At 65.3% G+C, this 13,190-nt stretch carries 10 protein-coding genes; 7 read left to right on the forward strand and 3 right to left on the reverse strand.

Annotated elements, in window-relative coordinates; genetic code table 11:
* Positions 1-366: 366 nt before the first annotated feature.
* Together RM96_RS33065 and RM96_RS33070 are read right to left on the reverse strand one after the other, a co-directional pair.
* Entirely contained in the window at positions 367-1,473 is a 1,107-nt protein-coding gene (locus tag RM96_RS33065; RefSeq protein ID WP_039015975.1) for an S-(hydroxymethyl)glutathione dehydrogenase/class III alcohol dehydrogenase, read from the reverse strand.
* 43 nt (positions 1,474-1,516) lie between these two features.
* Positions 1,517-2,623: a GlxA family transcriptional regulator gene (locus tag RM96_RS33070; protein ID WP_039016052.1), complete on the reverse strand. Its 1,107-nt coding sequence runs from the start codon at positions 2,621-2,623 to the stop codon at positions 1,517-1,519.
* Positions 2,624-2,963: 340 nt separating this feature from the next.
* Here RM96_RS33070 and RM96_RS33075 point away from each other — a divergent pair, with 340 nt between their 5' ends.
* From RM96_RS33075 to RM96_RS33105, 7 genes are all read left to right on the forward strand, one after another.
* A complete protein-coding gene (locus RM96_RS33075; RefSeq protein ID WP_039015976.1) occupies positions 2,964-4,352 on the forward strand; it encodes an L-serine ammonia-lyase in 1,389 nt (462 codons plus the stop codon).
* 16 nt (positions 4,353-4,368) lie between these two features.
* The gene (locus tag RM96_RS33080) at positions 4,369-5,613 is read left to right on the forward strand and encodes a sarcosine oxidase subunit beta family protein (protein WP_039015977.1); all 1,245 of its coding nucleotides are present in this window, start codon (positions 4,369-4,371) and stop codon (positions 5,611-5,613) included.
* Positions 5,614-5,632: 19 nt separating this feature from the next.
* Complete coding sequence (locus tag RM96_RS33085; RefSeq protein WP_039015978.1) at positions 5,633-5,953, forward strand: sarcosine oxidase subunit delta; 321 nt, start codon at positions 5,633-5,635, stop codon at positions 5,951-5,953.
* Positions 5,950-8,961, forward strand: coding sequence for a sarcosine oxidase subunit alpha family protein (locus tag RM96_RS33090; RefSeq protein WP_039015979.1), 3,012 nt, complete (start codon positions 5,950-5,952; stop codon positions 8,959-8,961). Before RM96_RS33085 ends, RM96_RS33090 begins: the two co-directional genes overlap by 4 nt.
* Positions 8,951-9,604, forward strand: coding sequence for a sarcosine oxidase subunit gamma (locus RM96_RS33095; RefSeq protein ID WP_039015980.1), 654 nt, complete (start codon positions 8,951-8,953; stop codon positions 9,602-9,604). The genes RM96_RS33090 and RM96_RS33095 overlap by 11 nt, the downstream gene beginning before the upstream one ends.
* Positions 9,601-10,047 (forward strand): dihydroneopterin aldolase, encoded by a 447-nt coding sequence (locus RM96_RS33100; protein ID WP_039015981.1) that lies wholly within the window; start codon positions 9,601-9,603, stop codon positions 10,045-10,047. The genes RM96_RS33095 and RM96_RS33100 overlap by 4 nt, the downstream gene beginning before the upstream one ends.
* Positions 10,048-10,202: 155 nt before the next feature.
* Positions 10,203-11,354, forward strand: a complete 1,152-nt coding sequence (locus tag RM96_RS33105) for a porin (RefSeq protein WP_039015982.1) — start codon at positions 10,203-10,205, stop codon at positions 11,352-11,354.
* A 94-nt stretch (positions 11,355-11,448) separates the two neighbouring features.
* Here RM96_RS33105 and RM96_RS33110 read toward each other — a convergent pair whose 3' ends face one another.
* Entirely contained in the window at positions 11,449-12,879 is a 1,431-nt protein-coding gene (locus RM96_RS33110; protein WP_039015983.1) for an MFS transporter, read from the reverse strand.
* Positions 12,880-13,190: the final 311 nt, after the last annotated feature.

A 13,190-nucleotide genomic window follows, 5' to 3' on the forward strand; every position in this document is an offset into this window, starting at 1 on the left:
AACGGACTCTTCGCCATGGCGCATATCTCCATTCGACCTGTTCGAGATAAAACGCACCGGCCTAGAATCGGTTGTCATGTTTTTTGTAAATCTCAATAGATCTTATCAAGGCGGGCAGGGCCCGTCGAACGAGATGCGGTGCGCTTGCGCGTGGCACTCGCTCCTGGTCGGAGCGTGCTCAGTTCTTCCGGCTGCACGGGTGTTGCGGGACCCCCATCTGGCGGCTGACAGGCCAAACGGCGGACCGAAGTGATGTCCTGTGTTCTCCAACCCGGCTCGTGTCGAGGTCAGTGCTTAGTTCACCACTTGGGTCAGGACCGGCAAAGCATCAGGCCGTGCTCGGCGGCAAAGCGCTGTGCGCCGGCCTCAGTACAGCACCACGGAGCGGATCGACTCGCCGCGCTTCATCAGGTCGAAGCCCTCGTTGATGCGATCGAGCGGCAACGTGTGGGTGATCAGGTCGTCGATATTGAGCTTGCCTTCCATGTACCAGTCGACGATCTTCGGCACGTCAGTGCGCCCCCGCGCGCCGCCGAAAGCCGAACCCTTCCATTCGCGCCCCGTCACCAGTTGGAACGGGCGCGTCGAGATCTCCGCGCCGGCCTCGGCCACGCCGATGATGATCGACTTGCCCCAGCCCTTGTGGCAGCACTCCAGCGCCTGGCGCATGACCTGCGTGTTGCCGATGCACTCGAAGGAGTAGTCCGCGCCGCCGTCCGTAAGCTGCACGATATGGTCGACCACGTTCTCCACGTCCTTCGGGTTGATGAAATGCGTCATGCCGAACTTGCGCGCCATGGCCTCGCGCGCCGGGTTCAGGTCCACGCCGATGATCTTGTCGGCGCCGACCATCTTCGCCGCCTGAATCACGTTCAGGCCGATGCCGCCGAGGCCGAACACCACCACGTTGGCGCCGGCTTCCACCTTGGCTGTGAAGATCACCGCGCCAACGCCGGTGGTCACGCCGCAGCCGATGTAGCAGACCTTGTCAAACGGGGCGTCGGGGCGGATCTTCGCGAGCGCGATCTCCGGCACCACGATGTGGTTCGCGAACGTCGACGTGCCCATGTAGTGGAAGATAGGCTTGCCGTCGATCGAGAAGCGCGAGGTGCCGTCTGGCATCAGGCCCTTGCCCTGCGTGGCGCGGATCGCCTGGCACAGGTTGGTCCTGCGCGACAGGCAGAACTTGCACTGGCGGCACTCCGGTGTGTAAAGCGGGATCACGTGGTCGCCGGGCTTGAGCGAGGTCACGCCGGGGCCGACGTCGGTGACGATGCCCGCGCCCTCATGGCCCAGGATTGCGGGGAAGATGCCTTCCGGATCGGCGCCGGACAGCGTGTAGTAGTCGGTGTGGCAGATGCCGGTGGCCTTGATTTCCACCAGCACTTCACCGGCACGGGGTCCCGCCAGGTCCACGTCTTCGATCGTTAGCGGTTTTCCCGCACCCCAGGCAACTGCTGCGTGTGTTTTCATTGGTCTCTTCTATCGAAATAAGTACTTTTCATCATCATGATGACTACATCATGCGCAAGTTCAACTCGCTTTCGCTTTCGTTTTCAGTAGGCGCCGAAATTTCGCAGGCATCGCCATCGGGCAGCGTCGACTCGGCCGGATGCATACCCTTGTCGCGGTAGGCTGCAGGCGGCACGCCGAACTGTTTGCGAAACTCACGACCGAGGTGTGATGCGTCAGCAAAGCCGCAGCTCAACGCGATGTCGACGACCGTGCGGTCCGAGCTCGTCAACAACCACGCAGCGGTCCGTAGCCGCACATGCTTGGCGAATGCCTGCGGGCTCTTGCCGGTCTCCGCCTTGAACAGGCGCTCGAGCTGGCGTGGCGACATATCGAGCTTGCAGGCGAGCGCTTCAAGCGGGAGCGCCCGGCCGACGTGCTGCTCCATCAGCAGAATCGCGCGCTTGACCTTTGGGTGCGTCGCGGGCTCGAGGCCGGGCGGATGCGGCTGCGGCGCATTGCCCTTTTGCATCTCGCCGACGAGCAGGATCCGTAGCGCCTTCTGCACGGTGGCGTGATCGAAGTGGCGCAGCAGGATGGCGGCGGCGACGTCGATCGACGCGCGCCCGCCCGAGCAGGTGATGCGCCGGCGGTCGATCACGAACAGCCGGTCGGCAATCAGCAGGTCCGCATCCACCGACGGGAAGCGCTCCATAAAATCCCAGTAGTGGAACCAGCTGACGCAGGCGCGGTGCCCCTCGAGCACGCCCGCGCGCATCAGCGCGAATACGCCGGTGCAGATGCCGACGATCGTCGTGCCGCCGCCCGCCGCGCGACGGATGAAGTCAAGCGTCTCAGGTCCGGCCTGTGGTCCCGAGTGCAGTAGCCCGCCGACCACGACCACGTAGTCGAATGGCTCCGCGTCGTCGAAGGTCTCCCACGGCGCGACCTGGATCCCGCAGCTCGCGCGTACCGGCGCGAGTGTGTTTCCGATCACGCTCCAGACGCACCGCACCGGCTTGCTGTAGTCGCCATCGTCCGCCGACAGCCGCAGCATGTCGACGAAACCCGAAAACGCAGTCAGCGTGAAGTTCGGCAGCAGCACGATGCCGAAGCGGACGCGCCGTGGCGCCGGCTCGGCGACAGGGGAAATGGGAACGTCGGTTGTCATGGATGCATCCATCTTGACAGGCTCGCGCAAGCGGGCGGATCTGGGTTGCGGGGCGGCGGCGTATCGGTAGCGGACGCCGGTGATGCGTACGGCATCCATGCAGCCCTCGCCGCCTGCCTGCACGACGCGGCTCCGTCACAGCCAGCGTCGCCGATCCGCATGCCGCGGACTTGCATTTTTCCGACGCGAATCATCGCCAAAGCGAACTTCCGGCCTGTTTGGACCCGCGCCTGGCGGCGGTGTCCCACGTTGATGCCGCTTTTGTTCTATCGGCAAATTCTGCGCTTTGATGTACTGACATCCAACGACACCTACCAGGCAATAGCAAAGAGGCAGCCAGATGAATGTCAGCGTTTTCGACCTGTTCAAAATCGGCATCGGTCCATCGAGTTCGCACACGGTCGGCCCCATGATCGCCGCTTGCCGCTTCGTATCGCACCTTGAGGATGCGAACCTGCTCGGTTTCGTGCGCCGCGTGCGGGCGGAACTGTACGGTTCGCTCGGCGCAACCGGCAAGGGCCACGGCACCGACAAGGCGGTGCTCCTTGGGCTTGAGGGGCGCTTGCCAGACCGGATCGACCCGGACGTTATTGAACCGCGCCTCGCGCAGATCCGCAAGGACAAGCGCTTGTTGCTGCTTGGCAAGCATGAGATCGACTTTGACGAAAAGGAGCACATCGGCTTCTTTCGCCGTCTGATGAGCAGTACAGGCAGCGTCGTGCATTCAAACGGCATGCGCTTCCAGGCGTTCGACGAGCAGGGGCAGTTGCTCGTGGAAAAGGAGTATTACTCGGTCGGCGGTGGGTTCGTGGTCAATCGCGATGGCGATCGCGTGAATGGTGCGCGAGCGGCGGCCGACGTGCCGTATCCGTTCCTCACCGGCGCCGACCTGATCCAGGCGTGCCGCGACAGCGGGCTGTCGATCGCCGAACTTATCTTTCGCAATGAATGTGCCTTGCGCCCGGCCGATTCCGTGCGCGCCGGGCTGCTGGCGATCTGGCAGACGATGGCTGCCTGCGTCGAGCGTGGCTGCAAGGTCGAGGGGGAGCTGCCCGGACCGATGCGCGTGAAACGCCGCGCGGCCGAGCTCTACAACCGGTTGCGCGCGCGTTCCGAGGAATCGCTGCGCGATCCGCTGTCGATGCTTGACTGGGTCAACCTGTACGCGATGGCCGTCAACGAAGAGAACGCGGCGGGCGGGCGCGTCGTTACGGCGCCGACCAACGGTGCGGCAGGCGTGATCCCTGCGGTGCTCCATTACTACGTGAAGTTCGTGCCGGGCTCGAATGACGACGGCATTGTCGAGTTCCTGCTGACAGCGGCCGCAATCGGGTTGATCTACAAGGAGACGGCGTCAATCTCGGGCGCCGAGGTCGGTTGCCAGGGCGAGGTCGGCGTTGCTTGCTCGATGGCCGCGGCCGCGCTTGCTGCGGTGATGGGCGGCACGCCAGACCAGGTCGAGAATGCCGCCGAAATCGGCATGGAGCACAACCTCGGGATGACCTGCGATCCGGTCGGTGGGCTGGTGCAGATCCCATGTATCGAGCGCAACGCGATGGGAGCGATCAAGGCGCTCAACGCATCACGCATGGCGCTGAAGGGCAACGGCCAGCACTATGTGTCGCTCGATTCGGTGATCAAGACGATGCGGGAGACCGGCGCCGACATGAAGACGAAATACAAGGAGACGTCGCGCGGCGGCCTGGCCGTGAACGTCATTGAATGCTAAGGAAGGGGTCCAAGAAATGAGCCGCTATTCGATATTCAGTCTGTTCCGCAACGGCCTGTCTTATCACGAGAACTGGGAAAGGCAATGGAAGAGCCCGGAGCCCAGGCGCGAGTATGACGTGGTGATCGTCGGTGGCGGCGGGCACGGTCTCGCGACTGCGTACTACCTAGCGAAGGAGCACGGGATCACTAACGTTGCCGTGCTCGAGAAGGGCTGGATCGGCGGTGGCAACACCGCGCGCAACACGACGATCGTCCGCTCGAACTATCTGTGGGACGAATCCGCGGCGCTTTACGAAAAGGCGATGAAGCTGTGGGAAGGGCTGTCGCAGGACCTGAACTACAACGTGATGTTCAGCCAGCGCGGCGTGATGAACCTGGCGCACACGCTGCAGGATGTGCGCGACACCGAGCGCCGGGTGAACGCGAACCGCCTGAACGGCGTCGACGCGGAGTTCCTGACGCCGCAGCAGATCAAGGAGATCGAACCGACGATCAACCTGAACAGCCGCTACCCCGTGCTTGGCGCCTCGATCCAGCGCCGCGCCGGCGTCGCCCGGCACGACGCGGTCGCGTGGGGCTTCGCGCGGGGCGCCGATCGGGCCGGTGTCGACATCATCCAGAACTGCCAGGTGACCGGCATCCGGCGCGATCACGGCGCGGTCGTCGGTGTCGACACGGTGAAGGGCTTTATCAAGGCGAAGAAGGTCGCGGTGGTCGCGGCCGGCAACACGACCACGCTCGCCGACATGGCGGGCGTGCGTCTGCCGATCGAGAGCCATCCGCTGCAGGCGCTGGTGTCGGAGCCGATCAAGCCGGTCGTCAACTCGGTGATCATGTCGAACGCGGTGCACGCCTATATCAGCCAGTCCGACAAGGGCGACCTGGTGATCGGCGCGGGCATCGACCAGTACACCGGCTACGGCCAGCGCGGCAGCTTCCAGGTCATCGAAGGGACGCTGCAGGCGATCGTCGAGATGTTCCCGGTGTTCTCGCGCGTGCGCATGAACCGCCAGTGGGGCGGCATCGTCGATGTGTCGCCGGATGCCTGCCCGATCATTAGCAAGACCGACGTGAAGGGCCTCTACTTCAACTGCGGCTGGGGCACGGGCGGCTTCAAGGCCACGCCGGGCTCGGGCTGGGTGTTTGCGCACACCATCGCGCGCGACCAGCCGCATCCGCTGAACGCGCCGTTTGCGCTCGACCGCTTCTATACCGGCCACCTGATCGATGAGCACGGCGCCGCCGCCGTCGCGCACTGAACGCCACCAGGAGAAAGAAATGTTGCTGATCGAATGTCCATGGTGCGGCCCGCGCGCCGAATCCGAATTCTCATGCGGCGGCGAGGCCGACATCGCGCGCCCGCTCGAGACCGAGAAGCTGTCTGACCGCGAATGGGGGGACTACCTGTTCATGCGCACCAATACCCGGGGCATGCATCACGAGCAATGGATCCACGCCCAGGGCTGCCGCCGCTGGTTCAAGATCGAGCGCGATACGGTCACCTATGACATCAAGGGCTACGAGACCTTCGGCCAGCCCGGCGCTAACGCACCGCATAAAGCACTGCAAGAAGCACCGCGAGTAAGGGGCAAGAAATGAGCCAGAAAGACCGTCTCGGCACCGGTGGCCGCATCAATCGCGCGGTTCCGCTGACCTTCACCTTCAACGGACGCACGTATCAGGGGTTCCAGGGCGATACGCTCGCGTCGGCGCTGCTCGCCAACGGCGTGCGCTTTGTCGCGCGCAGCTTCAAGTATCACCGTCCGCGTGGCATCGTGACGGCGGACGTCGCTGAGCCGAATGCCGTGGTGCAGCTCGAACGCGGCGCGTATACGGTGCCGAACGCGCGCGCGACGGAAGTCGAGCTGTATCACGGGCTCGTCGCGACCAGCGTGAATGCGGAGCCCGATCTCGAACGCGATCGCATGGCGGTCAACCAGAAGTTTGCGCGCTTCATGCCCGCGGGCTTCTACTACAAGACCTTCATGTGGCCGCGCAAGATGTGGCCGAAGTACGAAGAGAAGATCCGCCATGCGGCCGGTCTCGGCAAGGCGCCCGACATGCGCGACGCCGATCGCTACGACAAGTGCTACGCGCACTGCGACGTGCTGGTGGTTGGCGGCGGCCCGACGGGCCTCGCGGCAGCGCATGCGGCGGCAGTATCCGGTGCGCGCGTGATCCTGGTCGACGATCAGTGCGAGCTTGGCGGCAGCCTGCTTTCCGGTCGCGCCGAGATCAACGGCAAGCCCGCGCTGCAGTGGGCCGAGCAGATCGAGGCTGAACTGCGCAAGCTGCCGGAGGTGACGATCCTGTCGCGCAGCACCGCGTTCGGCTATCAGGACCACAATCTCGTGACCGTGACGCAGCGCCTCACCGACCACCTGCCGGCAGCGAAGCGCCAGGGCACGCGCGAGCTGCTGTGGAAGATCCGTGCAGGGCAGGTGATTCTGGCCACCGGCGCGCACGAGCGTCCGCTTGTGTTCGGCAACAACGACCTGCCGGGCGTGATGATCGCGTCGGCGGTGTCGACCTACATCCATCGCTACGGCGTGCTGCCGGGACGCGACGCGGTCGTGTTCACCAACAACGATCGCGGCTATCAGGCGGCACTCGACCTGAAGGCGTGCGGCGCGAAGGTGACGATCGTCGATGCGCGCGCATCGACCAATGGCGCGCTGCCGGCCGCCGCGAAGCGGCAGGGCCTGACCGTGCTGAATGGCGCAGTGGTGACGGCTGCATCCGGCAAGCGGCACGTCTCGTCAGTCGACGTGGCGGCTTATGCAAACGGCAAGACCGGGCGCAAGTTGTCGACGATCCCGTGCGATCTGGTCGCGATGTCGGGCGGCCTCAGCCCGGTCCTTCACCTGTTTGCGCAATCGGGCGGCAAGGCGCGGTGGAACGATGAGAAGGTGTGCTTCGTGCCGGGCAAGTCGATGCAGGCCGAGGCGAGCGTTGGCGCGGCGGCGGGCGAGTTCAGCCTGGCGCAGGCGCTGCCGCTCGCGATCGAAGTGGGGGCCGCCGCTGCCAAGGCTGCCGGCTTCAGTAACGCCAAGCGCCCCGCCGCGCCAAAGGTGGCAGCCGTCGCCGAAGGTGCACTGCTGCCGCTGTGGCTCGTCGGCAGCCAGGAGGCCGCCGCGCGCGGGCCGAAGCAGTTTGTCGACTTCCAGAACGACGTGGCCGCGTCCGACATCCTGCTCGCCGCGCGCGAAGGCTTCGAATCGGTCGAACACGTGAAGCGCTACACCGCGATGGGCTTCGGCACCGACCAGGGCAAGCTCGGCAACATCAACGGGATGGGGATCCTGGCGCAGGCGCTCGGCAAGTCGATTCCCGACACCGGCACGACAACGTTCCGCCCTAACTACACGCCGGTCACGTTCGGCACGTTGGCGGGGCGCGAGCTCGGCGACTTCCTCGACCCGGTTCGCAAGACCTGCATCCATGAATGGCACGTCGAGCATGGCGCGCTGTTCGAGGACGTTGGCAACTGGAAGCGGCCGTGGTACTTCCCGAAGAAGGGCGAGGACCTGCATGCGGCGGTGAAGCGCGAATGCCTCGCGGTGCGCAACAGCGTCGGCATCCTCGATGCATCGACGCTCGGCAAGATCGATATCCAGGGCCCGGACGCGGTGACGCTGCTGAACTGGATGTACACCAACCCGTGGAACAAGCTCGAAGTCGGCAAGTGCCGCTATGGCCTGATGCTCGACGAGAACGGCATGGTGTTCGACGACGGCGTCACGGTGCGGCTCGGTGAGCAGCATTTCATGATGACGACGACGACGGGCGGCGCCGCGCGCGTTCTGACCTGGCTCGAGCGCTGGCTGCAGACCGAGTGGCCGGACATGAAGGTGCGGCTTGGGTCGGTGACCGATCACTGGGCAACCTTCGCGGTGGTCGGCCCGAAGAGCCGCAAGGTACTGCGCAAGGTCTGCGATGACATCGACTTCGGCAACGAGGCCTTCCCGTTCATGAGCTATCGGAACGGCACCGTCGCCGGCGCGAAGGCGCGCGTGATGCGGATCAGCTTCTCGGGCGAGCTGGCGTACGAAGTGAACGTGCCCGCGAACGCCGGCCGCGCGGTGTGGGAAGCGCTGATGGCCGCGGGGGCCGAGTTCGACATCACGCCGTACGGCACGGAAACGATGCACGTGCTGCGCGCGGAGAAGGGCTACATCATCGTCGGCCAGGACACGGACGGTTCGATCACGCCGTACGACCTCGGCATGGGCGGAGTCGTGGCGAAGTCGAAGGACTTCCTCGGCAAGCGCTCGCTGACGCGTTCGGATACCGCGAAGGAAGGCCGCAAGCAGTTCGTCGGCCTGCTGACCGACGACGCGCAGTTCGTGCTGCCGGAGGGTGCGCAGATCATCGCGCCGGACACGCAGGTGTCGACGACCGACCCGACGCCGATGCTCGGCCACGTGACGTCGAGCTACTACAGCCCGATCCTGAAGCGCTCGATCGCGCTGGCCGTGGTGAAGGGCGGCCTGAACAAGATGGGCGAGAGCGTGGCGATTCCGCTGGCAAGCGGCCGGCGCGTGACCGCGAAAATCTCGAGCCCGATTTTCTACGATACGGAAGGGGTGCGCCAGAATGTGGAATGAATCGAATATCGCTACGCCGGCGGCAGGCGTGCCGGCGTCTGACGCGCGCAAGCGCGGCGTGCGGCTCGAGTCGCCGTTCATCGGCGCGGCCGATCTGCTGAACGCGCACCAGGCGCGTGCGTCGAAACACTTCGTGATGCGCGAGCGCGCCTTTCTTGATCTCGTCAACGTGCGCGGTGATCTCTCCGACCCTGCTTTTGTCGGCGCGTTCGAGGGCGTGGTCGGCTGTTGTCCGCCGGCTGCACCGAATACGGTCGCGCGCGGCACCGCCTATGACGTGCTGTGGCTCGGCCCCGACGAGTGGCTGGTGCGCTCGAACGAACCGGTGCCGGCGGGCGTGCTCGAGCCTAAGCTCGCCCAGGCGATCGCCGGCGCGTACGCGGCGGCGGTCGACGTCGGCAGCGGCTACACGGTCGTCGAGATCAGCGGCGGGCGCGTACGCGACGTACTGGCGCGCGGCTGCCCACTCGACCTGCATCCGCGCGTGTTCGAGCCGGGCCAGTGCGCGCAGAGCCACTACTTCAAGGCGTCGATCGTGCTGGTGCCGACCGGCGTCGACCGCTTCGAGGTCGTCCTGCGCCGCAGCTTCGCCGATTATTTCTGCCGCATCATGCTCGACGCCGCGGCGCCGTTGACATCATGAAGCCGGTCGACAACGCGTTCAGCGCACCACTCGCCGGGCTCGATGGGCCACTGCTGCCGGGCCGGGGCTGGAGTGTGTTTATCGATGCGTTGGCGGTGCCGGTGCGGATCGGCATCCATCCGCACGAGCATGAAGCACCGCAGCCGATCGTGATCGACGCGCGTCTGGGTTATCGCCACGAGCCGAGCGAGGACAGCGAGTGGATCGACTACGATGGCTATTGTGCGCGCCTCGCCGCGTTTCTTGCGCACAAGCCGCATACGCGCCTGCTCGAGACCCTGGTGGCCGAGATCGCCGAGCTGTCGTTTCGCGAATGGCCGGCGCTCGACACGTTGACGCTTGCCGTGCACAAGCCGAAGATCCGGCCCGGCACGCAACGCGTCGGCGTCGCGCTCGAGTGGACACGCGCCGATTACCTCAGGCGCAGCGGGCAGGCGGGCTGAGCGTTGCCCGGGCCGTGTCGGCGCCGTGCAAACGCGTGTCGGTATTGGACATAGGTTTGCCGGGCTCCCCGACTACTCTCATAGACGCTGCCGCGCATGCCGCACCGATCGGCGTGTCGGCAGCGTGAGTCATGTTTACACCAGGAGAAAATCCAATGAAAAAGGGAGCGACTGCGGGCCCGGTCATGGCGCTGATGTTTTCCGCGTCTGCCTTTGCCCAAAGCGGCGTCACGCTGTACGGCGTGATCGACGAAGGCATTAACTACACGAATAACGTCGGCGGACACAGCCTGACCGAGATGGCAAGCGGCTTTGCGCAAGGCAGCCGTTGGGGCCTGAAGGGGACGGAAGACCTTGGCGGCGGCGTCAAGGCGCTGTTCCAGCTCGAGAGCGGCTTCAATGCGAGCAACGGCAGGTCGGCGCAGGGCGGATTGCTGTTCGGCCGGCAAGCCTACGTCGGGCTTGGTGATGATCGCCTGGGGACCGTCACGCTGGGGCGCCAGTATGACTCGGTGATCGACTACCTGGCGCCGACGACCGTTGCCGGGAATTGGGGGGGCACCATGTTCGGGCACCCCTACGACAACGACAACCTGATCTACTCGTTCCGCGCCAACAATACCGTCAAGTACACAAGTCCCACCCTTGGCGGGTTCCAGTTCGGCGGCGCCTACAGCTTCAGCAACGACACCAACTTTGCCAACAACCGCCTGTACAGCGCGGGGATGCAGTACGCGAGCGGCGGCCTGTTGCTGGCGGCGGCCTACCTGCAGGCGGACAACCCGTCGGCCACGTCAGGGGGCGCCATCAATAACGGCGGCGACCAGAACTTCCTTGCCAAGCGCTTGCGCATATTCGGTGCCGGCATCAACTACACGTTCGGTGCGGCGACGGCCGGCTTCGCCTACTCCAATTCGAATCTGACCGCGCCGCTGTCCACCTCGTACATCTCCGGTTCGATCCTGCCGGCCGGCGGTACCCTGGACTCGCTCCGGTTCCAGAACCTGGAAGTGAATTTCAAGTATCAGTTCACGCCCGCTTTCTACGCTGGTGCACTGTATACGCTCACGCTGGAGAACTTCCGCGCGTCCTCCGGTGACGCGAAGCCGAAGGTTCATTCCTTCGGCCTGATGGCGGATTACAATTTCTCGAAGCGCACGGACGTCTATCTCCAGGCCGCCTACCAGCGCGTCGCCGGCGACAAGACCGGCACCGCACTGGACCTGGCTGACTTGCCCGGGGCGGCAAACGCCTCATCGACGGCGAGGCAGTTCCAGGTCCGTGCCGCGATTCGTCACAAGTTCTGAGTCCAATTCATTGCGGTGCCCGCCGCGAGTCGCGACAGCGACTCGCGGCAGACAGCCCGGCTGGGCACTTTCCCGCGAGAACCGGGCCTGCGGGTCAGGAAGTCTTGTCAGCTACTCCGGGATAGCCGGCAGTTTCAGCGGACGCGTCCTCCGACACCAGCGCTTCCAGCGCGACTCCACGGGTCTCGATGCCGAGCACCCACACCGCGAGTGCCGCTACCGCGAACGAGATCGCGCCGAGGGTGAACACGCCGCCCTGTCCGAACACCGGCAACACCACGCCAACCACGTAGGGCCCGATCAGCGAGCCGATCCGCCCAATTGCCGACGCGAAGCCGGACCCCGTCGCGCGCGCGCCGGTGCCGTACTGTTCCGGCGTGTACGTGTACAGCACCGCCCACATGCCGAACAGGAAGAACTGCATCGCCAGGCCGGTGCCGACGAGCAGCGTGACACTGCCGCCGTGCATCGCACTCTGCCCGTACAGGTACGCCATCGTGCCGCCGCCGAGCAGCGACGCGATGCAGGTGGGCTTGCGGCCCCAGCGCTCGACCAGCCACGCGGCGCACAGGAAGCCCGGTATGCCGCCGAGGGAGATCAGCAACGTGTAGTACACCGATTGCGTGACCGCGAAACCGGCCTGCTGCAGCAGCGCGCCGAGCCAGGACGTCAGGCCGTAGAAGCCGAGCAACGCAAAGAACCAGAGCAGCCACACCATGGTCGTGCGGCGGCGGTATGCGCCGCTCCAGATCTCGCGCAAAGCGCCGCGCCCGCGCACCGGCGGGGCCATCAGGCGCCGCGCGGGCGCAGGCAGCGTCGCGACGCCGGCGGAGCGCATCACCCTGGCTTCGATGTCGCGCATCACTGCCTCGGCCTCGGCGTGTCGGCCCGCGTGTTCGAGCCAGCGCGGCGATTCGGGCACGAGGCGCCGTACGATCAGCACGAACACGGCCGGGATCGCAAGCAGCGCGAACACGGTGCGCCAGCCGAACTCCGGCAGCACGAAGTAGGAAACGACGCCTGCCGTGATGAAGCCCAGCGGCCAGAAGCCATCCATCAGCGCGATCAGGCGCCCTCGGTTCGCGGCGGGCACGAACTCTGACAACAGCGTCTGCGCGACCGGAAACTCCATGCCCATACCGATCCCCAGCAGGACGCGCCAGGCGATCAGCGCCTCGACACTTTGCGCCGTCGAGCACAGATACGACGCGACGCCCCACAGCACCATGCTCCACTGGAACACGGGCCGGCGCCCGAAGCGGTCCGCGAGCAGGCCGGCGAGCGCTGCACCGAGCACCATCCCGAAGAAGCTGGCGCTGGCGACCAGGCCGGTCGTCGCGGTGGACAACCCGAACTCCTGCTTGATCGAGCCTAGTACGAAGGTCATCGTGGCAAGGTCGAGCGAGTCGAAGAAGAACGCGACGGCGATGATGATGAAGATCAGCTTGTGGTAGCCGGAAAACGGCAGACGTTCGAGCCGCGCGGCGGCGTTCGCGCGCGCGGAAATGGGGGATGGGATTGGCATGGCGTCCTTGGAAAAAGTAAGGGCCTCGAATTCAGGTTGCCTGAAGGCCCCGAGTCTTAAGTAGACGCGGTAATCGACCGCCGATCTGGGGAAAAACCGTCGCCGGCTTGTGTGAAACCGTCATCTCAGGATGCGCGCGTCGAGCGCGGTATAGCTGGCGCAAGCGCTTCGATGTCGGCGACGTTCAAGCGCGCGTCGGATTTTGCATACAGGCGCCCCGGTGTCCCGGACTACTCTCGAAGGCGCGGCCGCGCATGCCGCGCGCCGATTGGCGCGCCGCGGCACGCTTCAACGACTGATGGAGACAAAAC

The organism is Cupriavidus sp. IDO (genome assembly GCF_000812465.1).
GTDB lineage: Bacteria > Pseudomonadota > Gammaproteobacteria > Burkholderiales > Burkholderiaceae > Cupriavidus.

Bases quoted from the DNA above. Each gene is read 5' to 3' on its own strand.
- RM96_RS33075 (WP_039015976.1), top strand. From the start codon at position 2,964: ATGAATGTCAGCGTTTTCGACCTGTTCAAAATCGGCATCGGTCCATCG.
- RM96_RS33105 (WP_039015982.1), top strand. From the start codon at position 10,203: ATGAAAAAGGGAGCGACTGCGGGCCCGGTCATGGCGCTGATGTTTTCC.
- RM96_RS33080 (WP_039015977.1), top strand. From the start codon at position 4,369: ATGAGCCGCTATTCGATATTCAGTCTGTTCCGCAACGGCCTGTCTTAT.
- RM96_RS33095 (WP_039015980.1), top strand. From the start codon at position 8,951: ATGTGGAATGAATCGAATATCGCTACGCCGGCGGCAGGCGTGCCGGCG.
- RM96_RS33100 (WP_039015981.1), top strand. From the start codon at position 9,601: ATGAAGCCGGTCGACAACGCGTTCAGCGCACCACTCGCCGGGCTCGAT.
- RM96_RS33065 (WP_039015975.1), bottom strand. From the start codon at position 1,473: ATGAAAACACACGCAGCAGTTGCCTGGGGTGCGGGAAAACCGCTAACG.
- RM96_RS33085 (WP_039015978.1), top strand. From the start codon at position 5,633: ATGTTGCTGATCGAATGTCCATGGTGCGGCCCGCGCGCCGAATCCGAA.
- RM96_RS33110 (WP_039015983.1), bottom strand. From the start codon at position 12,879: ATGCCAATCCCATCCCCCATTTCCGCGCGCGCGAACGCCGCCGCGCGG.
- RM96_RS33070 (WP_039016052.1), bottom strand. From the start codon at position 2,623: ATGACAACCGACGTTCCCATTTCCCCTGTCGCCGAGCCGGCGCCACGG.
- RM96_RS33090 (WP_039015979.1), top strand. From the start codon at position 5,950: ATGAGCCAGAAAGACCGTCTCGGCACCGGTGGCCGCATCAATCGCGCG.